21 protein-coding genes are annotated in these 24,208 nt (G+C 64.7%); 10 read left to right on the top strand and 11 right to left on the bottom strand.

Annotated features, from left to right (window positions below; genetic code table 11):
* Positions 1–72: 72 nt before the first annotated feature.
* The 7 genes from dusB (at position 73) to hflX (ending at position 9,405) form a co-directional block, all read left to right on the top strand.
* Positions 73–1,074, top strand: coding sequence for a tRNA dihydrouridine synthase DusB (dusB, locus tag AC1DYL_RS03470; protein WP_477172088.1), 1,002 nt, complete (start codon positions 73–75; stop codon positions 1,072–1,074).
* Complete coding sequence (locus AC1DYL_RS03465) at positions 1,071–2,207, top strand: two-component system sensor histidine kinase NtrB (protein ID WP_477149326.1); 1,137 nt, start codon at positions 1,071–1,073, stop codon at positions 2,205–2,207. The genes dusB and AC1DYL_RS03465 overlap by 4 nt, the downstream gene beginning before the upstream one ends.
* The gene (gene ntrC / locus AC1DYL_RS03460; protein WP_477149327.1) at positions 2,204–3,652 is read left to right on the top strand and encodes a nitrogen regulation protein NR(I); all 1,449 of its coding nucleotides are present in this window, start codon (positions 2,204–2,206) and stop codon (positions 3,650–3,652) included. The genes AC1DYL_RS03465 and ntrC overlap by 4 nt, the downstream gene beginning before the upstream one ends.
* A gap of 246 nt (positions 3,653–3,898) precedes the next feature.
* Entirely contained in the window at positions 3,899–6,220 is a 2,322-nt protein-coding gene (locus tag AC1DYL_RS03455; RefSeq protein WP_477172087.1) for a sensor histidine kinase NtrY-like, read from the top strand.
* A complete protein-coding gene (gene ntrX / locus AC1DYL_RS03450; protein ID WP_477149329.1) occupies positions 6,220–7,599 on the top strand; it encodes a nitrogen assimilation response regulator NtrX in 1,380 nt (459 codons plus the stop codon). Before AC1DYL_RS03455 ends, ntrX begins: the two co-directional genes overlap by 1 nt.
* A gap of 166 nt (positions 7,600–7,765) precedes the next feature.
* A complete protein-coding gene (hfq, locus tag AC1DYL_RS03445; RefSeq protein ID WP_055049125.1) occupies positions 7,766–8,014 on the top strand; it encodes an RNA chaperone Hfq in 249 nt (82 codons plus the stop codon).
* An 8-nt stretch (positions 8,015–8,022) separates the two neighbouring features.
* Complete coding sequence (gene hflX / locus AC1DYL_RS03440) at positions 8,023–9,405, top strand: GTPase HflX (RefSeq protein WP_477172086.1); 1,383 nt, start codon at positions 8,023–8,025, stop codon at positions 9,403–9,405.
* On the opposite strand, the gene mazG is transcribed toward hflX, so the two are convergent.
* The 11 genes from mazG to AC1DYL_RS03385 form a co-directional block, all read right to left on the bottom strand.
* Positions 9,391–10,206, bottom strand: a complete 816-nt coding sequence (gene mazG, locus AC1DYL_RS03435) for a nucleoside triphosphate pyrophosphohydrolase (protein ID WP_477172085.1) — start codon at positions 10,204–10,206, stop codon at positions 9,391–9,393. The two genes, hflX and mazG, sit on opposite strands and share 15 nt — an antisense overlap.
* Before the next feature lie 11 nt (positions 10,207–10,217).
* Positions 10,218–10,955: a hypothetical protein gene (locus AC1DYL_RS03430; protein WP_477172084.1), complete on the bottom strand. Its 738-nt coding sequence runs from the start codon at positions 10,953–10,955 to the stop codon at positions 10,218–10,220.
* An 86-nt stretch (positions 10,956–11,041) separates the two neighbouring features.
* Positions 11,042–11,422 (bottom strand): RidA family protein, encoded by a 381-nt coding sequence (locus tag AC1DYL_RS03425; protein ID WP_477172083.1) that lies wholly within the window; start codon positions 11,420–11,422, stop codon positions 11,042–11,044.
* Between the two features lie 49 nt (positions 11,423–11,471).
* Complete coding sequence (locus AC1DYL_RS03420; RefSeq protein ID WP_477172082.1) at positions 11,472–12,311, bottom strand: MBL fold metallo-hydrolase; 840 nt, start codon at positions 12,309–12,311, stop codon at positions 11,472–11,474.
* Positions 12,311–13,087 carry a TatD family hydrolase gene (locus AC1DYL_RS03415; protein WP_477172081.1) on the bottom strand — a complete coding sequence of 259 codons (777 nt, stop codon included), beginning with the start codon at positions 13,085–13,087 and terminating at the stop codon, positions 12,311–12,313. Before AC1DYL_RS03415 ends, AC1DYL_RS03420 begins: the two co-directional genes overlap by 1 nt.
* A 3-nt stretch (positions 13,088–13,090) precedes the next feature.
* On the bottom strand, positions 13,091–14,641 hold the full coding sequence (gene metG / locus AC1DYL_RS03410; RefSeq protein ID WP_477172080.1) for a methionine--tRNA ligase: 1,551 nt from the start codon (positions 14,639–14,641) through the stop codon (positions 13,091–13,093).
* Positions 14,638–15,666: an AAA family ATPase gene (locus tag AC1DYL_RS03405; protein WP_477172079.1), complete on the bottom strand. Its 1,029-nt coding sequence runs from the start codon at positions 15,664–15,666 to the stop codon at positions 14,638–14,640. Before AC1DYL_RS03405 ends, metG begins: the two co-directional genes overlap by 4 nt.
* Position 15,667: 1 nt before the next feature.
* Complete coding sequence (tmk, locus tag AC1DYL_RS03400; RefSeq protein ID WP_477149337.1) at positions 15,668–16,351, bottom strand: dTMP kinase; 684 nt, start codon at positions 16,349–16,351, stop codon at positions 15,668–15,670.
* A 63-nt stretch (positions 16,352–16,414) separates the two neighbouring features.
* Positions 16,415–17,566 carry a D-alanyl-D-alanine carboxypeptidase family protein gene (locus AC1DYL_RS03395; RefSeq protein WP_477172078.1) on the bottom strand — a complete coding sequence of 384 codons (1,152 nt, stop codon included), beginning with the start codon at positions 17,564–17,566 and terminating at the stop codon, positions 16,415–16,417.
* Between the two features lie 39 nt (positions 17,567–17,605).
* Complete coding sequence (locus AC1DYL_RS03390) at positions 17,606–18,613, bottom strand: septal ring lytic transglycosylase RlpA family protein (protein ID WP_477172077.1); 1,008 nt, start codon at positions 18,611–18,613, stop codon at positions 17,606–17,608.
* A 213-nt stretch (positions 18,614–18,826) separates the two neighbouring features.
* Positions 18,827–19,522, bottom strand: coding sequence for an alpha/beta fold hydrolase (locus AC1DYL_RS03385; protein ID WP_477172076.1), 696 nt, complete (start codon positions 19,520–19,522; stop codon positions 18,827–18,829).
* A 163-nt stretch (positions 19,523–19,685) separates the two neighbouring features.
* On the opposite strand from AC1DYL_RS03385, the gene metH reads away from it, so the two are divergent.
* The 3 genes from metH to AC1DYL_RS03370 are packed head-to-tail and all read left to right on the top strand — an operon-like array spanning position 19,686 to position 24,147.
* On the top strand, positions 19,686–23,450 hold the full coding sequence (gene metH / locus AC1DYL_RS03380; protein WP_477172075.1) for a methionine synthase: 3,765 nt from the start codon (positions 19,686–19,688) through the stop codon (positions 23,448–23,450).
* Entirely contained in the window at positions 23,447–23,821 is a 375-nt protein-coding gene (locus AC1DYL_RS03375; RefSeq protein ID WP_477158051.1) for a hypothetical protein, read from the top strand. Before metH ends, AC1DYL_RS03375 begins: the two co-directional genes overlap by 4 nt.
* Entirely contained in the window at positions 23,821–24,147 is a 327-nt protein-coding gene (locus tag AC1DYL_RS03370; RefSeq protein ID WP_477172074.1) for a hypothetical protein, read from the top strand. The genes AC1DYL_RS03375 and AC1DYL_RS03370 overlap by 1 nt, the downstream gene beginning before the upstream one ends.
* Positions 24,148–24,208: the final 61 nt, after the last annotated feature.

Here is a 24,208-nt window from a genome sequence, read left to right as displayed (position 1 = left end):
TGTGGTTGCGCGCGGCAAGCTTTTGACTATTCTGCGGGCATTTCGTGGAAATGAGCAAATCTGGGGCAGGGTGTGTCTGATTTTGCCTGCACATTAAGCATTGCCGGCCATGCGTTGCCGAACCGCGCCTTCCTCGCGCCGATGGCCGGGATTACCGACGCGCCGATGCGTAAGCTGGCCGAGCGCTTCGGCGCAGGCTTGGTCGTGTCCGAGATGATCGCCAGCAATGCGCTGGCGACCAACAACGACGACATGGTTCGCCGCCTCAACAAATCCGGCTCGCTGCCGCACGTCGTCCAACTCGCCGGCTGCGAAGCCCAGTGGATGAGGAAGGGTGCCGAGATCGCCTACGCGGCCGGCGCCGATATCATCGACATCAACATGGGCTGCCCCTCCAAGCGCGTCACCAACGGCTACGCCGGCTCGGCGCTGATGCGCGTACCCGACGAGGCCCTGAAGCTGATCGACGCCGTCGTTGCCGCCACGCCGCTCCCCGTCACGGTGAAGATGCGCCTCGGCTGGGACGATGACAGTCTCAATGCCGCCGACCTGGCCCGCCGCGCCGTCGATGCCGGAGCCCAGATGATCACGGTCCACGGCCGCACCCGGCAGCAGTTCTACAAGGGCGAAGCCCGCTGGCATCTCGTCCGTCCCGTCGTTGAGGCCGTCAGTGTGCCCGTCGTCGTCAACGGCGACATCACCAGCATTGATGCCGCCCGCGAGGCCCTGAGCCAGTCTGGCGCGGCGGCTGTGATGATCGGCCGTGGTGCCCAGGGCCAGCCCTGGGCGGTCGGCCAGATCGGTGCGCAACTTGAGGGCAGGGAGCCCGATTCTACCCCGACCGGCACCGCCTTGTCGGACCTCGTCGCCGAACACTACGACGCCATGCTGACGGACTACGGCAGCCAGCTCGGCGTCCGCGTCGCCCGCAAGCATCTCGACTGGTATCTCGAGGCCGCAAACATCGCGCTGGAGAAGCTGGTACGCAGCCAGTTGCTCAACTCGCTGGAGCCCGCCGAGGTCACCAGGATGATCGGCGAAGTCTATTCCGGTGACTGGAGGCTCGCTGCATGAGCAAGGTTCCACCGCCGGCCCTCAGCACTGCCGTGCTGCAGGCGTTGCCGCAGCCTGTCATCGTCTGCACCGAAGACCGCACCATCGTCTTCGTCAACTACGCCGCCGAGGCCTTCTTCGGCGCTTCGATGAGCGTCCTGTCGCGCCAGCGCCTCGACGACCTCATCGCCTTCGGTTCCCCGATCATCGGCCTGATGCAGGCCGTCGCCGACCGGCGCGGCCCGATGACCGAGTACCGCGTCCGCGTCGGCTCGTCCCGCTTCTCCGATGTCGGCGACGATCGTGTCGTCGACGTCTTCGCCTCGCCGCTCTCCGATTCCGACGGTCGCATCGCGCTGCTGTTCCAGGAGCGCACCATGGCCGACAAGATCGACCGGCAACTGGTCAGCCGCGGCGCCGCGCGCTCGGTCACCGGCCTCGCCTCGATGCTGGCGCACGAGATCAAGAACCCGCTCTCCGGCATCCGCGGAGCGGCGCAACTGCTCGAGCAGAGTGTCACCGCCGACGAGTTGCCGCTCGCCCGCCTGGTGCGCGACGAGGTGGACCGCATCGTCGACCTGATCGACCGCGTCGAGGTGTTCGGCGACGATCGCCCTATCGAGCGCGAACCGATCAACATCCACGTCATTCTCGACCGCGTGAAGCTGCTCGCCAAGAACGGTGTCGCCAAGGGCATCACCTTCCACGAGGAATACGATCCCTCGCTCCCGCCGGTCGGCGGCAACCGCGACCAGCTCATTCAGGTCTTCCTGAACCTGGTGAAGAACGCAGCGGAAGCCCTTGAACGGACACCGAAACCGGAAATTCGGTTCTCGACCGCGTTTCGTCCGGGCATCCGCATCTCGGTGCAGGGCGTCTCCGAGCGCATTTCGCTGCCGCTCGAGATCATCATCGAGGACAACGGCCCCGGCGTCCCGCCGGACATGGTGCCGATCCTGTTCGATCCGTTCGTCACCACCAAGGCCAACGGGTCGGGTCTCGGCCTCGCTCTCGTCGCCAAGATCATCGGCGACCATGGCGGTGTCGTCGACATGGACAGCCGCCCGGGCCGCACCCGCTTCCGCATCCTTCTGCCGGTCGCCGCCAAGGCGACCATGCCTGAGACGATCTCCCACGAGGTTCCGGCCGAATGAGCCACACTATCTTGCTCGCCGACGACGATGCCGCGATCCGCATGGTGCTCAACCAGGCACTGACCCGCGCCGGCTATGAAGTCCGCCCCACGGGCAACCTCTCCACCATGTGGAACTGGGTGAGCCGCGGGGAAGGGGACCTGCTGATCACCGATGTGGCGATGCCCGACGGCAACGCCTTCGACATCATGCCCAAGATCAAGAAGCTGCGCCCCGACCTGCCCATGGTGGTGATGAGCGCGCAGAACACCTTCATGACGGCGATCCGCGCCAACGAAGTCGGCGCCTACGAGTACCTGCCAAAACCCTTCGACATCACCGAGGTGCTGTCGGTCGTCGCTCGAGCCCTGGCCGATGCCAAGAAGGCTCCCTCGGGTGAGAAGAAGGCCGACGAACCCGGCGAGACCATGCCATTGGTCGGCCGCTCGCCCGCGATGCAGGACATCTACCGGGCCCTGGCGCGCCTGATGCAGACCGATCTCACCGTGATGATCACGGGCGAGAGCGGCACCGGCAAGGAGCTAGTGGCCCGCGCGCTGCACAACTTCGGCAAGCGCCGCAACGGCCCGTTCGTCGCCATCAACATGGCCGCCATCCCGCGCGACCTGATCGAGGCCGAACTGTTCGGCCATGAGAAAGGCGCCTTCACCGGCGCCACTGCTCGCTCCTCCGGCCGCTTCGAGCAGGCCGAGGGCGGCACACTGTTCCTCGACGAAATCGGCGACATGCCGATGGACGCTCAGACCCGCCTGCTGCGCGTGCTGCAGGAGGGTGAGTACACCATGGTCGGCGGCCGCACCCCGATCAAATCCAACGTCCGCATCGTCGCCGCGACACACCGCGACCTGAGCCAGATGATCCGCCAGGGCCTGTTCCGCGAGGATCTCTACTACCGCCTCAACGTCGTCCCCATCCGCCTGCCGCCCCTGCGCGAGCGCGTCGACGACATCAACGACCTTGTGCAGCACTTCCTGCGTGCCGCCCAGCGCGAGGGCGAGCCGGTCAAGACCATTTCCGCCGAAGCGATCCGGCTGATGCACAACTATTCCTGGCCCGGCAACATCCGCGAGTTGGAGAACCTGGTCCGCCGCCTGTCGGCGCTTTACGCCGACGAGAACATCTCGCTCGAGATCGTCCAGAGCGAGCTCAACCTCGCCGACCGCCAACCGGTCCAGACGAACTCCGGCCCGGTCGATGTGTCGACGGCTGTGGAAACCCATGTTGCGCAGGTGCTGCGCGAGTACGAACCCAATCTCCCACCGGCCGGCCTCTATCAGCGAGTGCTCGACCGGGTCGAAGCGCCGCTGATCGCGATGGCGCTAAACGCCTGTGGTGGCAACCAGATTCGGGCTGCCGATCTCCTTGGCCTCAACCGCAACACCCTGCGCAAGAAGATCCGGGCGCACAGCATCGAGATCGTCAAACAGTCGCGCCGCCAGGGCTGATCACGTTGTAGAGCGGCGGACCGACGGCTGTTGCAAAAATGCATCGATAAGGTTACGGAAGGCGGAGACTAGTCCCGGCGCCTCCCGCTGGTGTCACATTTCAGCAACAATTGTCCTGAAGGGTGAATCGGAGTGGGGGAGCCCACGATCCGCCCACAACCCGGCCTCTGGATGCACGACGCAACGCTCATCGGCGACGCACAACCCGAGTCGACTTCGGCGCCATCCCAGCCCCGGACGCGCCCGTTGCTGTTTGGCGACACCGGCCGCAAGGCGATCCGTACAGTCGGGCTGATCATCGTTCTGCTGTCGGTGTTCGTGTCGTCGGGATCGTTCCTGATCATGACCGGCGCCACCGACATCGAGCCGACCCCCGAGGTCTGGACGATCATTTGGTTCGTCAATGGCTTGCTGGTGCTGTCGGTCGTCGCGCTTGTCCTCACCGAAGCGACGCTGCTGATCCAGGCGCGGATGCGCGGGCAGGCGGGTGCAGGCCTCCAGGTTCGCATGGTTGCGATGTTCGCCGCGGTGGCCGCGATCCCGGCATTGCTGGTGGCCGTGGTGGCAATGATCTCGCTGAACCAGGGCCTCGACCAATGGTTCTCCGAACGCACCCGCACTATGGTGGATAGTTCGCGCATCGTCGCCAACTCCTACATGCGCGAGCACTCACAGGTGCTCCGCGACGACATCATCTGGGTGGCCACCGAACTCGAGCAGGCCCGCGGCACCTTCGAGACCGACCGCGTCAAGTACCAGCGCATCCTGACCGCCCTTGCCGTCAACCGTTCGCTGCCGTTCGCCTCGCTGATCTCGGCCGATGGCGATACGTTGATGAAGGCCCAGATCAATGCCCCGGGCACCGCGCCGCGCGTTCCCGAAGGACTGACGCAAGGCGTCGTGGAGGGCACGCCGACCGAGATCGCTCCCGGCCGCACCAATCTCGTCGGTTCGGTCGTCAAGCTCCGCGGCTACGACAACACCTTCCTGTTTGTCGCCCGGCCGGTGGATCCCGAAGTACGCGAGTTCATGCGGCTCACCGACGAGAACATCACCGAGTACCGCAATTACGCGAGTAACCGGCTGGTCTTCCAGATCACCTTCACGCTGATGTACATCGCCCTGGCGCTGGTGTTGCTGCTCGCTGCCGTGTGGATCGGCATCGCGCTGGCGAACCGGTTCGTCGATCCGATCAGGAACCTGATGATTGCGTCGAGCCGTGTCTCGGACGGCGACCTCGATGTCCGGGTTCCGGTGCAACAGGGCAGGGGCGACCTTCGCGATCTCTCCAACCGTTTCAACACCATGACGCAGCAGCTGAAAACGCAGCGGGTCGCCCTGGTCGAAGCGAACGAGACAAACGAGAAACGCCGCCAGTTCACCGAGGCCGTGGTGGAGGGCGTGTCTGCCGGCATCGTCGGCCTCGACCCCTTCGGCGCCATCACGCTGGTGAACCTGCGCGCCGCCGAAATGGTGGGCTCCGACGAAATCGAACTCGTCGGCAAGCGCATTGACGAGGTCATTCCTGCGCTGGCACCGGTCATCGAACGCGCCCGTTCGGCCCGCCGCGGCACCATCCGCGATCAGATCGAGATCGGCTCGGGTCCGGACTACCGAACTTACCAGGTGCAGCTGACCCGCGAGGGGACAATGACCGAGAGCAAGGGCTTCGTCGTCACGCTCGACGACATCACGGACCTGCTCTCCGCCCAGCGCACCGGCGCCTGGGCCGACGTAGCCCGCCGCATCGCGCACGAGATCAAGAACCCGCTGACCCCGATCCAGCTCAGCGCCGAGCGGCTGCGCCGTCGCTACGCCAGCAAGCTCGCCGACGACTTCGACGTCTTCGACAAGTGCATCAACACCATCATCCGACAGGTCGGCGATATCGGTCGCATGGTCGACGAGTTCTCCTCGTTCGCCCGCATGCCGGAAGCCAAGCTCGACAAGGGCAATCTCACGGAGTCGATCCGCCAGGCGGTCTTCCTCGAAAGCGTCCGGCTGCCCGAAGTCACTATCAACATGGAACTGCCCGAGGCGCCGATCACGGCGTGGTTCGACAACCGGCTGATCAGCCAGGTGCTGACCAACCTGATCAAGAACGCGGTGGAAGCGATCGAAGGGGCGGGGCTGGAGGGTATCAAGAATCCGGTGATCACTGTCGAGGCTGGCGCCGAAGGCGAAATGGTGCGCATCTCGGTATCGGACAACGGCAAGGGATGGCCGAAGGAGAACCGGCATCGGTTGCTCGAGCCCTACGTAACGACACGCGAGAAGGGCACCGGCCTGGGCCTCGCGATCGTCGCCAAGATCATCGAACAGCACGGCGGCAAGGTCGACCTGGTCGACGCCGAGCCGGATGAAAACGGGCGCATCGGCGCCTGCTTTACGTTCACCCTGCCGCTACGGCAGCCGGGTGAAGCAGACGAGGGGGAGCCAGCAGCTTCCCCGACGACGGTAGCGGAGCAGCAGGCCGCTACCGAGACGAGTAGCGACGCAGCGGGTGGGGCAGACCCTGAAAGCGGACAGCAAGAGGAGCCGCAATTGCAAGCGGTTGATAATACCTGATGGCCCTCGACATTCTGATCATCGATGACGAGGACGACATCCGTGACCTCATCGCCGGCATCCTCGAGGACGAGGGCTACCAGACCCGGCAGGCGCATGACGCCGACTCCGGGCTGAACGAGATCGCCCGGCGTCGGCCGAGCCTGGTCTTCCTGGATATCTGGATGCAGGGCAGCCGCCTCGACGGCCTGCAACTGCTCGATGAGTTCCAGAGCCAGCACCCCGACATGCCGGTGGTGATGATCTCCGGGCATGGCAACGTCGAAACGGCCGTCAGCGCCATCCGGCGCGGCGCCTACGACTATATCGAGAAGCCGTTCAAGGTGGACCGGTTGCTGCTGATCACGCAGCGCGCGATGGAAGCCGCACGGCTGAAGAACGAGGTCGCCGACCTGCGCGAGCGGTCGAGCAACACGGTCGAGCTGGTCGGCAACTCGCAGGCCATGCAGGCGGTCAGGGGCGTCATCGAGAAATCGGCTCCGACCAACTCGCGTATCTTCATCTCCGGGTCATCCGGAACCGGTAAAGGCCTGTCGGCCCGCCTGATCCATCAGCGAAGCACCCGCGCAGAAGCGCCGTTCGTCGAGATCAATTGCTCGCTCTACTCGCCGGAAGAGGTTGGCGTCGTCCTGTTCGGCCGCGAGACCCGCGAGAAGACCGGCACGCTGCGAACAGAGGTTGGCGCACTGGAGCGAGCCCATGGCGGGACGCTCTACCTCTCAGAGGTGGCGGCTTTGCCGCAGGCTGCTCAGCAGGCGCTGCTGCGCACGTTGGTCGAGAGCAAGTTCAATCGCGTCGGCGGCGCCGTCGCGGTGCCCATCGATGTGCGCATCATCTCGTCCAGTTCACAGAACGTCGCCGGACTGATCGAGCAGGGCCAGTTCCGCTCCGATTTGTTCCACCGCCTGTCGATCGTGCCCCTGCACCTGACGCCGCTTAAAGAGCGCCGCGAGGACATTCCGCCGCTGGTGGAAGTCTTCATCGAGCAGGTCTGTCGCCTGCACAACCTCAAGAGCCTCTCGATCGGCGACGATGCCGTGGCGGTGCTGCAAGCGCAGGATTGGCCGGGCAACGCCCGCCAGCTTCGCAACTCGATCGAACGGCTGCTGATCCTCGTCAAGGACCAGACACCGGCCGATGGGGTGATTACCGCCGCGCTGCTGCCGCCGGATATAGGCGAGGTGCTGCCCACGGTCGGCGACAGCGACTCATCGGCCCACCTGATGAGCCTGCCGCTGCGCGATGCCCGCGAGGTTTTCGAGCGGCAGTACCTGATGGCGCAGATCGAGCGTTTTGGCGGCAACATCTCGAAAACCGCCGAGTTCGTCGGTATGGAGCGAAGCGCTTTGCACCGCAAAATCAAATCGCTCGGGCTCTAGGCCCGTCCATCCGTACGGGTAGGCACTCGGTTTCTTCTGTGCCATACTTCACCTGCGATGGGAGAATGACGACAAAAAGGGGCAGGGGCGGTGGCGGCCGTTGCTCCATTAACAGGGCGTGGCCGCTGGCCAATGCCCCTAGTATCCCGCGAAAAGAGGCCAGGAAATGCCCAGCGAAAAGACCCAGAATCTCCAGGACGCGTTCCTCAACCATGTCCGCAAGCAGAAGGTACCGGTCACGATCTTCCTCGTGAACGGCGTCAAGCTGCAGGGCGTGATCACCTGGTTTGATAACTTCTGCCTGCTCTTGAGACGCGATGCGCAATCGCAACTCGTCTACAAGCATGCCATCTCGACCATCATGCCGGGTGCTCCGATCCAGCTGTTCGATCCCGAGCACACCGGCGAGGACTGATTCATACCTTGACCGATGACTTCGACGACGAGGCCGCCCGCAAGGGCGGCCCTCAGGCATTCATAGATCAGCGCGCGGCGCCGACCCGCGTCGGCCTCGTCATACCCGACGTCCGAGGCCGCGCCACCAACCACAGCATCGAAGCGCGGAAGGCCGAGTTCGAGGGACTGGCAGGCGCCATCCGCGTCGAGATCGTGTTCTCCGAGGTGGCCAAGGTTCGGGAGATCAAGCCCGCCACCTTCATCGGCGGCGGACATGTGGACGAGATCGCCAAGCGCGTGAAGGAGGAGGAAATCGAACTCCTGCTCGTCGACACTGCCTTGCACCCCATCCAGCAGCGCAACCTCGAGAAGGAAACCGGCACCAAGGTGCTGGACCGCACCGGGCTGATCCTCGAGATCTTCGGCGAGCGCGCCGCGACCCGCGAAGGCGTGCTGCAGGTCGAACTGGCCCATCTCAACTACCAGAAGAGCCGGCTGGTCCGCAGCTGGACCCACCTGGAGCGCCAGCGCGGGTCGGGCGGCATGGGCTTCATGGGCGGCCCAGGCGAGACGCAGCTCGAAAGCGACCGGCGGCAGTTGCAGGACCGGATCAAGATGCTCGAAGAGCGCATCGAGAAGGTCCGCCTGACGCGCGGCCAGCAAAAGGGACGGCGCGATGCCGTGCCGTTCCAGGTGGTGGCGCTTGTTGGTTATACAAACGCAGGTAAATCCAGCATATTCAATGCGTTGACCGGGGCAGCGGTGTTCGCGAAGGACTTGCTGTTCGCGACCCTCGATACCACTGTGCGCAAGATAAGCCTGCCGCATGGCCGCGAGGTGATGCTGTCGGACACCGTGGGCTTCGTCTCTGATCTACCCACCGACCTGATCGCCGCCTTCCGCGCCACGCTGGAAGAAGTGCTCGAAGCGCACGTGATCCTGCACGTCCGCGACGTCGCCAATCCGGATCATCAGGCGCAGGCGCAGGACGTGCTGAAGGTCCTTGAAGAACTCGGCATGTCGGCCGACAGCACGCCGATCATCGAGGTCTGGAACAAGGTCGACCTGCTGGAGCGCGATGCCGACGGTAGCTACCCGGCGTTGGCCACTCTGTCGCCGCTCGGAAAGGTCGCTGCTTCGGTGCCGGTATCGGCGCAGACGGGCGAGGGGCTGGATAAGCTGCTCGACACCATCGAGAAGGTCTTGGCCGGGCAGGGCCGCACCTACCGCGTGCTGGTGCCGCACACGGCCGGCGCCGATGTCGGCTGGCTCTATGGGCATGCCGAGATCATCGGCAAGGATGAGCCGGACGAGAACGGGCAGGTCTACGAGGTCCGGGTCGAAGCCCGGCACAAGAACGCCTTCACCGAGCGCTTTGCCGGCCGCATCGAGGGCTCAGACGCCGCTTGAGCGGTCCTTGGCACGAATCTCGTTCCAATAGCCGTCCAATCTGTCGAGACCAGCCTCTGCCAGTGGCACCGCGTCTTCGCCGGCGCGGGCCTCGACGTAGCGGAAGCGGCGGTCGAACTTGAGGTTGGCGTCGCGCAGGGCGGCTTCAGCATCGACGCCGAGCTTGCGGGCGAGGTTGGCAGTGGCGAAGAGCAGGTCGCCGAGCTCTTCGTGCAGCTTGGCTTTGTCCTCGGCATCGGCCGCCTCGCGGACTTCGCCGAGCTCTTCCTGCACCTTGTCCAGCGTCTGCCGCCAGTCCGGCCAATCGAACTGTACCGACGCAGCGCGTTTGCTGAGCTTTTCGGCGCGCGCGAGTGCTGGCAGGACGTGCGGGACGTCGTCGAGGATGGACGAGGGCGCCTGCTTGCGTTCAGCCTTCCTAGCACGCTCGTCGGCCTTAACCTCATCCCACTTTGCCTTGGCGCCGCCGGCACCACGCGCCGCGTCCTCGCCAAACACATGAGGGTGTCGTCGTATCAGCTTCTCTGTGATAGAGAAAACCACATCACCGATATCGAACAGGCCTTGCTCAGACGCCATCTGCGCGTGATAGACCGGTTGGAGCAGGAGGTCTCCCAGCTCCTCGCGGAGGTCATCAAAGTCCTCGCGCTCAATGGCGTCCGCGACCTCGTAGGCTTCCTCGATGGTGTAGTGCCGGATGCTCGCAAAGTCCTGTTCCAGGTCCCACGGGCAGCCGCCGTCGGGGTTGCGAAGCGCCGCCATGATCTCGATGAGGCGGGAGATGTCGCGTGAGGGCTGCATGGGGTTTCCGATCAGACGATATCGAACTCGACGGTGTGGCTGCCGACGCGGGCCACTACATGGCCCGGGCCGCTGGCGGGCACGAGCCCACAGAGTGAGCCGGTGGTGACGATCGTACCGGCCTTCAGCTGGAACTCAGGACGTTGGTTCTTGGCATAGGCAATGAAGGAGTTGAGCACGGTTCCGAACGAGTGTTTGGCCGGACCGTTCCAGATTTGCTGGCCAGCGAACTCCAGGTGGACGTCGTAGTTGGCGATCTCGGCGCCTGCATCGCGATGGCTCGGATCCATGACGTAGCCGAAAGCCGAGGCGTTGTCGGCCAGTCCGCCGATAAACCCGGCGGCCGCGCGATCGACATAGCGCGTGCCACAAACTTCGACGCCGACAAAGTAATAGTCGACGGCCTCGATGATATCGATCTCGTCGCGGTTGGCGGCCTCGCTGGTGAGATCGCTGGCCAACACCAGACCGATCTCGACCTCGAGCCCGGTGATTGTCGCCGACGGCAACTGGAATGCGCCGCTCCGGCCGAAGCGCGAGCGATAGATCGGTGCGCAGGTGCCGACGCCATCGGGCGTGATAAGCGTCTTCAGCAGTCCGGCGCCTTCGCCGAGCCCGGTCATGGTCGCGACCTGTATCCGCTGGGCGGCGTCGCGGTCGAGGGTGGAATAGGGCACCGCGTCAACGTTCTGGCTGCTGGAACGCTGGGCCTCAATAAGCTGCTGGATCAGATCGGTTTCGGTCGGCATCTGGGCGCATCCTCCATTCGCATAAGATATATTATGGAACTATCGTATTGAACGAACTGAACGGCTGGCGGCTGTTTCGTGCAGCTCTATCCCAGCACGGCCGTTGCCGTGATCTCGATCCTCAGCCCCTTGGCCAGCAGCTCCTTGACCACCACTGTGGCACGGATCGGATATGGCTTGGTGTTGAAGAACTCGGCGTACACACGGTTCATGCCCGGCGCGTCGGCGCTGTCGATCAGGAATATCTGCACCTGGACGATGTTGGTCAGCTCGCCGCCGGCGGCGTTGATGGCTTGTTTGAGGTTCGACAGCGCCTGGCGCGTCTGCAGCTCGATGTCGCCGTCGGTGATCACGCCGGTTTTCGGATCCTCGGCCAACACCACGAGCCACACGTGATTCCCGGCTCGTACGCAGTCGTTGATCGGCCCACTAGACGGCGCGATGCCTGTGTCGATGACTTCAATCATGGCGGCGCAGCTCCGTCGTTGTGTTGCGCTATGATAGCGCCGGCGTGGGCTAGCGAGGACTGATGATCTCGCCGGTGGTGATGTCGACCTGTAGTCCGTCATAGGCCGGCCGGACGTGATCCGGCGTCATCGCGTCTGTCTGGGCGTAGTCGAGATCAATGTGCAGGTTCGTCAGCACCGCATGGCGCGGGCTCAAATCCTCAACCAGCTCAAGTGCTTCGGAGAGGCTTAGGTGGCTCGGATGCGGCGTCGGCCGGAGTGCGTCGAGCACCCAGGTGTCGAGACCTCTGACAGCCTCGCGCGAGCCATCTGGGATGCCGCTGAGGTCGCAGGAATAGGCGAAATTCCGGATGCGAAAGCCCAAAGAGAAGATGTCGCCATGATCCTGGCGGAACGGCAGAACCGTGATGGAGCCCCCTGGCCCATCCACGGTCAGCGGCGTGCCGGCTTCGATCAGGTGCTGGTTGAGGATCGGCGGATAGCCGGAACCCGGCGGTGCTGTGAAGCAGTATGCGAAGCTCGGAACGATGCGGTTGGCCGCCTCAGCGGTGAAGTAAACGTCGACGCGCTTGCGGTGGTTCAGCGCCAAAACGCGAAGATCATCAATGCCATGGGTATGGTCGGCGTGCTCGTGCGTGTAGAGCACGGCCTCGACCCGATCGACCTCGGCGCGCAGCAGCTGCTCGCGCAGGTCACAACCGGTGTCGACGATGATCCGGGTCGGCTGGTCCGAGCCGTCCGAATAGCCCTCGATCAGCAGCGAGCAGCGGCTGCGGCGGTTCTTCGGGTTGTCCGGGTCGCAGACGCCCCAGTGCCCGCCGATGCGCGGCACGCCGCCGGACGAGCCGCAGCCCATGATCGTCGCTACGATACGGTGTGCTTCAGGCATTACGCCTTAGCCTTTGAGAATAAACGGAAAAAGCTATCGGTCGTCTCGGTCGCGAGTTGCTCGATGGCAATGCCTCGAACCTCGGCGACCTTGGCGGCAGTATGGGCTACGAAACTCGGTTCGTTGGTGCCGCCACGATGCGGCACGGGAGCCAGATAAGGTGCATCTGTTTCAACAAGATAACGGTCAGCGGGAACGAACTTCGCGACCTCGCGGATCTCCTCGGCATTCTTGAAGGTGATGATGCCGGAGAACGAGATGTAGCCGCCGAGATCGAGGGCCCTACGGGCGAGATCGGCGCCGCCGGTGAAGCAGTGGAGCACGAAAGGGAAGGTCCCCTGCCCCATTTCCTCTGCCAGGATGCCACCCATATGAACGTCAGCTGAACGGGAATGGATCACCAGCGGCAAGCCGGTGAGGCGCGACGCGGCAATGTGCCGGCGGAAACCAGTCTCCTGCGCCTCCTTGGGCGCATTGTCGTAGAAGTAGTCGAGCCCGGCCTCGCCGATGGCGACGCATTTCGGATGCTCGCTCAGACGGACCAGGTCCTCGGTGAAGATGTCGAGCTCTTCGTCAGCGTGATGCGGATGGGTGCCGACCGAGCACCAGACCTCGGGATTCTCCTCGGCGATGGCCTTGATCTCGTCGAAGCGCTTCACCCGGGTCGAGATGGTGACCATGCCGTCGATCCCCGCCGCTTTCGCGCGGGCCAGCACGCCGGCCCGATCGGCGGCGAGCTCGGGGAAATCGAGGTGGCAGTGCGAGTCGATCAGCATGGCTCAGGCGGCCGGTTTGGCGTGCTCGAACTTCTTGAACACCGGCTCGGGCGGCGGCAAGACGGTTCCGGCGGGAACGCCGGACGCGCTGAGCGCATGGCTCAGCAGGCGCTGGTCAGCCGGCACGGCCAATGCATCGAGGAACTTCGCAGCGGAGCCCGGCACGAACGCCTGGGCAGCGATGGCAGCGCGGCGGACGATGTCAGCGGTCGTCGCAAGGATCGTGCCCATGCGCGGCAGATCCGCTTTCAGCCCCCACGGCGCCTGGTCCGCGAAATAGAGGTTGGCAGCATTGAGCAGCGTCGTGAGTTCGCCGGCAGCCTCGTGGATCTGCTGGGTCTTCATGGCGAGGTCCATCTTGCCGATGGCTTCGATCGCCGTGGCGACGATGGCGCGCTCGGCCTCGGTGGGCTGCGCCTCAGGGAGCGCGCCGCCAAAGTTCTTCTGGATCATCGACAGCGAGCGCTGCGCCAGGTTGCCGAAATTGTTGGCGAGGTCGGAGTTGTTGCGGTTGATGAACTTCTCGCGGCCCCAGTCGCCGTCCTGGCCGAAGCTGATCTCGCGCAGGCAGTACCAGCGGACCGGGTCGGTGCCGTAGAGGTCGAGCTGCTCGTGCGGGTCGACGATGTTGCCGACCGACTTCGACATCTTCTTGCCCTCGGAGGTCAGGAAGCCGTGGGCGAAAACACGGTGTGGCACATCGATGCCGGCGCTCATCAGGAAGGCCGGCCAGTAAACGGTGTGGAAGCGGATGATGTCCTTGCCGATGACGTGCAGGTTCGCCGGCCAGAACTTCTTGAACTGCTCGGAGGCGCCATCGGGAAAGCCGACGCCGGTGATGTAGTTGGTGAGCGCATCGACCCAGACGTACATAACGTGGCCGGAGGCGCCCGGCACGGGAATGCCCCAGTCGAAGGTGGTCCGGCTGATCGAGACGTCGCGCAGGCCCGCCTTCACGAACGAGACGATCTCGTTGCGGCGCTCTTCGGGCGCGATGAAGTCCGGGCGGTCGGTGTAGAGCTTCAGTAGCCGGTCCTGGTAGGCGGAGAGGCGGAAGAAGAAGCTGTCTTCCTCGACCCATTTCACCTCGGCGCCGGTCGGCGCGAACTTCTTGCCACCTTCGCCGTCGGTGAGCTCCTCCTCGTCGAAATAGGCCTCGTCGCGGACCGAGTACCAGCCCTTGTAGGTCGACTGGTAGATGTCGCCGTTGTTGGCGGCGGCCATCTTGCGCCAGAGTTCCTGGCTCGACTCGTAGTGGCGCGGCTCGGTGGTGCGGATGAAATCGTCGTTCGAGACGTCGAGGCGGGCTGCCAGCTCCTTGAAGCGGGCCGCGTTGCGGTCGGCCAGCTCGCGAGCGGTGATGCCCTGCGCGGCGGCCGTCTGCACCATCTTGATGCCGTGCTCGTCTGTGCCGGTGAGGAAGAAGGTGTCCTTGCCTTCCAGCCGCGCCCAGCGCGCGATCGCGTCGGTCGTGATCATCTCGTAGGCGTGGCCGATGTGCGGCTCGCCGTTGGGATACGCGATGGCGGTGGTGACGTAGAAGGAATCGGTCATGGGGCGGACGAGGTGACGCTCAACTGCTGGTGTTTCCGGATCGCGTCGAAGATGGCGACCAGGGTCTGCCGCATGTCGAGGTTGTATTCATCGGCATCGGCGAGTGAAAGCTGGGCCTTGTCCCATAGCTCGTTGGCAGAGGCAAGACGCACCCGGTCCCCGGCCGCCGCGGCGGACTTGGCGGCGTCGGCCAGCCAGTCGTTGAGGATGTCGCGGGCGAAGCGGAGTTCGGCGGAGTCGCGATCGGCGCCGAGCGCATCGGCGAGCGCGATGCGGGCTGCGGATGGTGCGGCGACAGGGTCAACCAACCAGGACTGGAGGAGCTGCAGCGCGCCCCCCTCGCCCAGCAGCATCGCCTCGAAGCCGCGGCGCGGGCGGCCGCCCGCCAGCGACACGGCGCGATCGATGGCGACGGCCTGACCGCCGACGTGCTCGAGCACGGTGCGGACGTCGCCATCGGCGATTGGACGGAGCGCCACCTGGAAGCAGCGCGACTTGATCGTGGGCAGCAGCGAGCCTGGGCGATGTGAAACGAGCAGGAACGTCGTGTCGGCCGGCGGTTCCTCGAGGATCTTGAGCAGCGCGTTGGACGACGAGACGTTGCAGTCGTCGATCGGGTCGACGATGGCGATGCGGTGGCCGGCGCGACCGCGGGTCATCCGCATTTCCTCGATGAAGCGGCGGACTTCCTCGACGCGGATGGCGGTGTAGTAGCCCTTGCCGGTGTCGCGGGCGGCCTTACGCATGACGAAGAGGTTCGGATAGGCGCCAGCGGCCACCTGGGCGGCGATGTGCTCGGATGACTCGTCACCCGTGTGCTCGAAGATGCGGCGCGCGAGGTCGAAGGCCAGCGTTGCCTTGCCGATGCCGCGCGGACCGTGAATCAGGATGCCGCCGGGCAGCCGGCCGGCATCGAGGCGATCGAGCAATGTAGTGCGCGCGGAACCGTGGCCGGAAACGCCGGTCTGGAACTCGGGTAGCGGGACGCCCTCGAGCTGGTCGGGTTCGCGTTCGGGATAGTCCAATTCAGCCGGCCTTTGCCTCGAGCTCGGGGAAGCGCCGGATCAGCGTATCCCAGATCTCCTGCTCCAGCGCATCCTCGGATTGCCCGGCCGGCAGCACGATGCAGCGCTCCGGATTGGCCTTTCCGATGGCGAGGAAGGCCTGCCGCAGCCGGCGATGCCACTCGAGGTCCTCCTTCTCGAAACGGTCGCCGGTCTCCGCCAGCGCCTTCTCGATCTCGCGGTTGTTGACGCGGGCGAAGGCGACCGCCGGGTCCATATCGAGAATGAAGGTGATGTCGGGCTGGTGGCCGTCGAGCGCCAGCGTCTCGAGGCCTCGGATCAGCTTGTCGTCTACGCCGCCGGTGAGGCCCTGATAGGCACGAGTCGAGTCGTGGAAGCGGTCGGAGATCACCCATTTGCCGCTGTTGAGGCTGGGGGCGATGAGGCTGCTGACGTGGTCGTAGCGGGCGGCGGCGAAGAGGACGGCCTCGGCGCCGGCGCCCCAGCTTTCGGAACGACCCTGCAGGATGAAGGCGCGGACGGCCTCGGCCTTAGGCGTGCCGCCGGGCTCGCGGGTGCGAACGGCTTCGATGTCCATGCGGTTGAGCCGGACCAGCAAGCGCTTCACCTGAGTCGACTTGCCGACACCTTCGCCGCCCTCAAAGGTGATGAAACGGGCCGCTGCCTTGGCTGGAATATCGAGCATTAGGCGCGGGTTCCTCGCTGCTTGGTCCGGTAAAAGTCCATGAACTTCTGCCGGTCTCTAGTACTAGAGCCAGCCGAGCGCCAGTTCCTTGAGCGCGTCGGTCGCCTTGCGCACGATATCGCCGTCACCGACGTCCTCGCCTGCAAAGAGCGGGGTGACCTGTACCACGGCACCGTTGCACATGACATTGAGCTGGGCGAGTTGATCGCCCTTCTGCACAGGCGGGCGGATCGGCGCCTTGTAGGTCACGGTGGCTTGCGGGCAGTTCTGCGCGCCCTTGGGCAGGAACAGGTCGATACTGCCCTTGCCCACCAGCGACACCTGCCCGGCGCTGCCGCCATAGACATCGGCATGGGAGATGGCGGCGCCTTCGGGATAGACCGGAATCAGCTCGAAGCCGCGGGTACCCCAGGTGACGAGCTTCCGCGCTTCTTCGGTGCGCTCGGTCATCGACTTCAACCCGTGCAGCACGGCGATCAACCGGCGGCCGGTGGCGGCGGTCGAGACCACTTCGCCGTAGCCGGCCGACTCGGTGTGGCCGGTCTTCAGGCCATCCACACCGATGCCGATCTCGAGCAGCGAGTTGCGGTTCATCTGGCGGATCTTGTTCCAGGTGAACTCCTTCTCGGAGAAAATGGGGTAGTACTCGGGGAACTGGGCGATGATGAAGCGCGCGATGATCGCGAGGTCGCGGGCCGTCGAGAACTGCGCCGGATCGGGTAGCCCCGTGGCGTTGACGAAGTTCGAGCCGGTGAGGCCGATCTCCTTGCCGAGCTGGTTCATCATCTGGGCGAAGCTGAGCTCGCTCCCGGCGATGCCTTCGGCGAGCGCAATCGCCGCGTCATTGCCCGACTGGATGATGACGGAGCGGACCAGGTCCATCACCTGAATCTTGGAGTTGAGCTCCGCGAACATGGTGGAGCCGCCGGAGGACGCACCCCCGTCCCGCCAGGCATGCTCGGAAATGAAGAACTCGTCGGTTGGATTGAGCTTCTTGCGCTGCAACTGGTCGAACACCACGGCGAGCGTCATCAGCTTTGCCATACTGGCAGGCTCGAGCTGGTCGTCAGCAGCCTTGTGGAAGAGGATCGTGCCCGACTCGTAGTCCATCAGCACCGCAAATGGCGCCTTGGTGTCGAAATCCTGCGCGTGCGCCGACAGGGCCCACAGGACAGTGAGTAACGACACCAGCAGTTTCAGGACGACGTTCCGCAAGCTCAACCCCGATGGCGGCCAGTGCGGGCCACCCTTCGACTAATAGAGCACCAAATCCTTGAGTCCAAGGTTCCTGGCGAGCGACATCACATCATCTCGCGCCACGCCGGGCTTAAGGTGTGTCAGTGTCAGGCGTGTGGCATCGGCGCCGGGGATGCGGACTGCCTCCTCGTCGACAGCGCCCAGCATGGCGAACTGCAGTGCCACGTCGTCGGCTTGTGCGGCATCAGCGAAAACGCCGAGCTCGAGCTTGATGGCGCGCTTGTCCTCGTCGACCGTGGCAACCCAGGCATCCAGCGAGCCCGAGCGGGTGGCCATGGCGTTGGCGGCAGCGTGCGCTTCGTTGATCGCCTGGTCGGCAGCGCCGGTGTCGGCATAGCCGAACATGTCCATGATGCCGCCGAGCAGGCTCGGGCGCTCTTCCGTGCTCGCCTGCTGATTGTAGTCGGCGAAATTGATCCGGCCGCCGGTAACGCTGACCTGGGTAGGTGTGTCAACCATGGCGAGGCGAGTGGTGCCCTGCTCCATGCGGGTCGGCCGGTCTACGCTGGCGAGCAGCATGCGGGTGTCATCGCCGTTGAGCGGCGCGGGGCCGATATACTGGACCTGGATATTGCCGACGCCGTTGCCGGCGTACCCGAGGATTTCGGCGGTGCGGTAGCTCAGGTCCATTACCCGGCCATGCAGGTACGGGCCGCGGTCGTTGACGCGGCAGACGATGGAGCGACCATTCTCGACATTGGTGACGCGAACATAGCTCGGGAGCGGCAGCACCGGGCTGGCGCAGGAAATGGCATTGGCCGAGAAGATCTCGCCGTTGGCGGTGCGGCGGCCGTGGAAGTCATTGCCGTACCAGGAGGCGCCGCCGGACGCGACGTAGCCGATCGGGTTCTCGATCGGCTCGTACAGTTCGCCGCGCACCGTATAGGGTTTGCCGACCATGTAGCGGCCGCCGCCCTTGGGCGGGTTCTTGGCGTTGGTGACGCGCGGGCTGACAGCGACGCCGAATTCCTTGGAGCTGAAGGCGGACCGCTTGATATGCGGCACCCCTCCCCCGTCGCTGCTGCAGGCAGCTACGACCGGCAGGACGAGCACGGCAAGAACAAGCAGCCGGGCGGCCGCGCGAAGGTCGCGAGAGAACACTGCCAAAACCAGATCAACCCAAAACAGAGATTTCCGCACCATACCGAAAGCCGTGCGGGGATGGTCTCAGGGAACCGCAACGTGGTTGCAGCCGGGTTAATTTGCTTCAAATACCAGCTATTTAGCCGCCCACTCCGCGAGTTCCCCGGTAACAATGGCGTGTTGCTCAACCAGCGCCATGTGCCCTGCCCTCGGCACGACGACGAGCTTTGCGTCGGCAATGCCGGTGGCCATCTCGCGGGCGGCATCGGGAACGGTGATGGCGTCCTTGTCGCCGACGACCACCAGCGTCGGAACCTCGATGGCGCCGAGTTCGGGGCGAGAGTCCGGGCGGTTCGTGATCGCGGTCTGCTGGCGGATGTACGTCTCGCCACCGACGGCCGTCGCCATGCGGACGTGCAGAGCCTTGAGCGCGGCGTCGCCTACATGGTCGGGATGGACGGCGTTCGGGAACGACTGAGCGACGGCGAGGTTGAACTTCCCCTGCTCCGTCAAGGCGATGGCGGCGCGGCGCTTATCCTTGGCTTCCGGCGTGTCCGGCCGTGCCGAGGTATCGAGCAGCGCCAGCTTCGGCACCCGCCCCCTCGCCTGCCGGAGAATCTCGAATGCCAGGTAGCCGCCCATGGAGAAGCCGACGAGCGCGAACTCCGGCGGCGCATCGCGGAGGATCGACGCGGCGATCTCCTCCATCGACGTGCCCTCGGTGTGGTTCGCCACCGTAACCGGACCGAACCGCCACAGTGCCGGCATCTGATGGGCGTAAATCTCGGCGGTGCAGTTGAGACCGGGTACGAGGAGGATTGGCATTGTCATGAAAGCGAAAGTCCTGATCGGATGTTCCAGTTCCGCAATTCGTGCGGAAACAGCCTTGCTTGCCGGGCGGTCGGCAATCATATAAAGATATCTTTATATCCCGCCGTGCGACCTTGCCGGCGGTGAACGCATTTTGGCGTGACAGACGTTGGAAAGTCGAGCGATGACTGAAGCTCAACACATTGAGATCGATAGAAATTCCTTGCCGAATGGCGAGGAGGTTCGGGCAGCGCTTACCCAAGCGGCCTCCGAACGCATCCTGATCCTCGATGGCGCCATGGGCACAATGATTCAGCAGCTGAAGCTCGATGAGGCCGCCTATCGCGGCGAGCGCTTCACGGACTGGCATAAGGATGTGCGGGGCAACAACGACCTGCTCAACCTGACCCAGCCGGACGCGATCCGAGCCATCCACCTGCAATACTACCTCGCCGGCGCCGACATGGTGGAGAGCAACACGTTCTCGTCCACCGACGTGGTGATGGCCGATTACGGCATGCAGGAGCTCGCCTACGAGCTGAACTATGCCGGAGCGAAGCTGGCTCGTGAGGCGGCGCAGCAGGCGTTCGACATCGACGGCAAGCGCCGCTTCGTTGCCGGCGCGCTCGGGCCGCTGAACAAGACCGCATCGATGTCGACGGACGTCAATTCGCCGGGTCACCGGGCGATCACCTTCGACCAAATCGTCAAGGGCTATGCCGAGGCGATCAACGGACTGATCGACGGCGGCGCTGATGTGCTGCTGTTCGAGACGATCACCGATACGCTGAACACCAAGGCTGGCATCTTCGCGGCGCAGCGCATTTTCACCGAGCGCGGCTATGAGTTGCCGGTGATGATCTCTGGGACGATCACGGACCTGTCGGGTCGCACGCTCTCCGGTCAGACGCCGACGGCGTTCTGGTACTCGGTGCGGCATGCCAAGCCCTTCACCATCGGGCTCAACTGCGCGCTCGGCGCCAATGCCATGCGCGCCCACATCAACGAGCTCAGCGACGTCGCGGACACGCTGATCTGCGCTTATCCGAATGCCGGGCTGCCCAACGAGTTCGGCGGCTATGACGAGTCGCCGGAGTTTATGGCGCGCCAGCTCGAGGGTTTTGCCCGCGACGGCTTCCTCAACATCGTTGGAGGCTGCTGCGGTTCGACCCCGGACCACATCCGGGCGATCAAGGAAGCGGTGTCGAAATACAAGCCGCGGAAAATCCCCGAGGTGCCGACCTTCCTGCGGCTGAGCGGGCTCGAGCCGTTCACGTTGACCGAGGACATCCCGTTCGTGAACATCGGCGAGCGGACCAATGTCACGGGCTCGGCCAAGTTCCGGAAGCTCATCACCGCCGGCGACTACACCGCAGCGCTCGAAGTGGCACGCGACCAGGTGCAAAACGGCGCGCAGGTCATCGACATCAACGTCGACGAGGGCCTGCTCGACAGCCAGAAGGTGATGGTCGAGTTCATCAACCTGCTCGCAGCCGAGCCGGATATCGCCCGCGTTCCGCTGATGATCGACAGCTCGAAGTTCGAGGTGATCGAGGCGGGGTTGAAGTGCGTGCAGGGTAAGGCACTGGTCAACTCGATCTCCATGAAGGAAGGCGTCGAGAAGTTCCTCGAGGCCGCTCGGCTGGTGCGCTCCTATGGCGCCGCCGTGGTGGTGATGGCGTTCGACGAACAGGGCCAGGCCGACACCTATGAGCGGAAGGTCGAGATCTGCACCAAGGCCTATAAGCTCTTGACCGAGGAGGTCGGTTTCCCGCCCGAGGACATCGTCTTCGATCCCAACATCTTTGCGATCGCCACCGGCATCGAGGAGCATGTGGGCTATGGCATCGCCTTCATCGAGGCGACGAAGACGATCCGGCAAACCCTTCCGCACGCGCATATTTCTGGTGGCGTGAGCAATCTCAGCTTCTCGTTCCGCGGCAACGAGCCGGTGCGCGAGGCGATGCACTCGGTGTTCCTCTACCACGCCATCCAGGCTGGCATGGATATGGGCATCGTCAATGCCGGTCAGCTGGCAGTGTACGACTCGCTGGAGCCGGGGCTGCGCGAGGCCTGTGAGGATGTGATCTTCAACCGTCGCGCGGATTCGACCGAGCGGCTCTTGGAGATTGCCGAGCGGTTCAAAGGCCAGGCCGGTGGCGAGCAGAAGGCCAAGGACCTGACCTGGCGGACCAAGCCCGTGGCTGACCGCATCTCGCATGCGCTGGTCAACGGCATCACCGAGTTCATCGACGAGGACACTGAGGAGGCCCGCCTCGAGTCGGCACGGCCGCTGCATGTCATCGAAGGCCCGCTGATGGCCGGGATGAGCGTGGTCGGCGACCTGTTCGGCTCTGGCAAGATGTTCCTGCCACAAGTGGTGAAGTCCGCCCGCGTGATGAAGCAGGCCGTGGCGCATCTCCTCCCCTTCATGGAGGCGGAGAAGAACGCCGACGGCAATGCGACCGGTCGGAAGAGCGCCGGCAAAATCCTGATGGCGACGGTGAAGGGCGATGTGCACGACATCGGCAAGAACATCGTCGGCGTGGTTTTGAGCTGCAACAACTACGAGATCATCGACCTTGGCGTGATGGTGCCGACGGCGAAGATCCTCGAGACCGCCAAGGCCGAGAAAGTCGACGTCATCGGGCTTTCGGGCCTGATCACCCCGTCGCTGGACGAGATGGTGCACGTCGCCTCCGAGATGGAGCGCGAGGGCTTTACCGTGCCGCTGCTGATCGGCGGCGCGACGACCTCGCGCGTCCACACGGCGGTGAAGATCCACCCCCAGTATCACGGCGGTCCGACGGTGCACGTGCACGACGCGAGCCGCGCCGTTGGCGTGGTGTCGTCGCTGCTGTCGCAGGAACAGCGTCCGGCCTATGTCAGCGACGTGAAGGCCGAGTACGAGCGGCTGGCCGAAAAGCACCGGCAGAGCGAGGCCGAAAAGCAGCGGACGCCGCTCAGCAAGGCACGCGACAACCGCTTCAAGCCGGACTGGAGCAACTACACGCCACCCAAGCCGACCTTCCTCGGCACGCGTGTGTTCGAGAACTACGACCTGGCCGAGATCGCCAAATACATCGACTGGACGCCGTTCTTCCAGGCCTGGGAGCTCAAAGGCCGCTTCCCGGCGGTGCTCGAGGACAAGGACCAGGGCCCGGCTGCGCGCCAGCTCTGGGACGATGCCCAGAAGATGCTGAAGGAAGTGATCCAGAAGAACTGGTTCCGCCCCAAGGCGGTGATCGGTTTCTGGCACGCCAATCAGGTTGGCGACGATATCCGGCTCTATACCGACGCCGACCGCAAGGATCAGCTGGCGACGTTCTTCACCCTGCGCCAGCAGCTGTCGAAGACCGGCGGCAAGCCGCACATGGCGCTGGCCGACTTCGTGGCGCCCGAGGGCACCCCGGACTATCTAGGCGGCTTCGTCGTCACGGCTGGGCTCGAGGAGAACGTCATCGCCGAGCGCTTCGAGCGGCGGAACGACGACTACTCGTCGATCCTGATCAAGGCACTGGCAGACCGCTTCGCCGAGGCGTTCGCCGAACTGATGCACGAGCGGGTGCGGAAGGAATTCTGGGGCTACGGCGCCAGCGAGGCCTTCGCGCCGACCGACCTCGTCGGCGAGCCCTACCAGGGTATCCGCCCTGCCCCCGGCTATCCGGCGCAGCCGGACCACACCGAGAAGACGACGCTGTTCCACCTGCTCAACGCCAAGCAGCGGATCGGTGTGGAGCTTACCGAGAGTTACGCCATGTGGCCGGGCTCCTCGGTGTCGGGTATCTACCTGAGCCACCCAGAGAGCTTCTACTTCGGCGTGGCGAAGGTCGAGCGTGACCAGGTGGAGGACTATGCCCGGCGCAAGGGCATGGCGATCCGCGAGGTCGAGCGCTGGCTCGGGCCGATCCTCAACTACACGCCGAGCGCGGACAAGGAGGCGGTATGACCTCCCCCGCTCCGTTCGCGCGTCGCGACCGCTCCGTGCCGGTGACCGTGGTCACCGACAAGGCGGCGCTCGCGCGCTTCGGCGGGCGTGATACCGCCGTGGTGCATCTTGATCCGCCGCTGCACGCCCATGAGCCGGGAACCGAGTGCATCGCCTGCGAGAGCCGCGGCAATGTGCGGGTGCTGCTGTTCGAGCTGCAGGAAAAGGTGCGGCTCGGGATGGCCGAGCCGTTCGTGCGCGTCGTCGTCGATGCGACCGACGTCAGCGACCGGGACGCCGTCGCCGATGCGATCGTGCCGGGCAAGCTCCCGGCGTTCGGCCTGAGGGACCACACCGTGGCCCGTAACTTTCATCTGGCGGAGGTGATTTGATGGCCGCCCTCGACTTCTTCGTCCGGCGATCGGTTGATGACACCTCCCCGACAAGCCGAGCCGCATTATTGGCGCTCGGCGACGCTGAGCGCGGCCGGCGGCTGGGCGACCTGCAGTCCGAGATCCGCTCCCGGCTGGCGGCGGCCAGCGACCCACCTGATTGGCGTAACCAGATCGGCATGATCGTCGCCGACCTGCGCCGGAATGGCCACGAACTACGGCGCGAGGGCGATGACGCCCAGTCTCACGCGTGGCGCGGCGAGGCGGGCCAACTGACCGTCACCTTCTGCCGCGACGGCAACACCGTGCTGGATTGGCAGGCCTGACCGCTCAACCCGAACCTTTCACGGGCACGTCCGTGTTGTTTTCGCAGTGAAATCCTGCCAC

It is taken from the genome of Devosia sp. P1_H9 (assembly GCF_056405135.1).
Note: the sequence above shows the minus strand (reverse complement) of the source record. Positions and strands in the feature narration are given on the sequence as shown.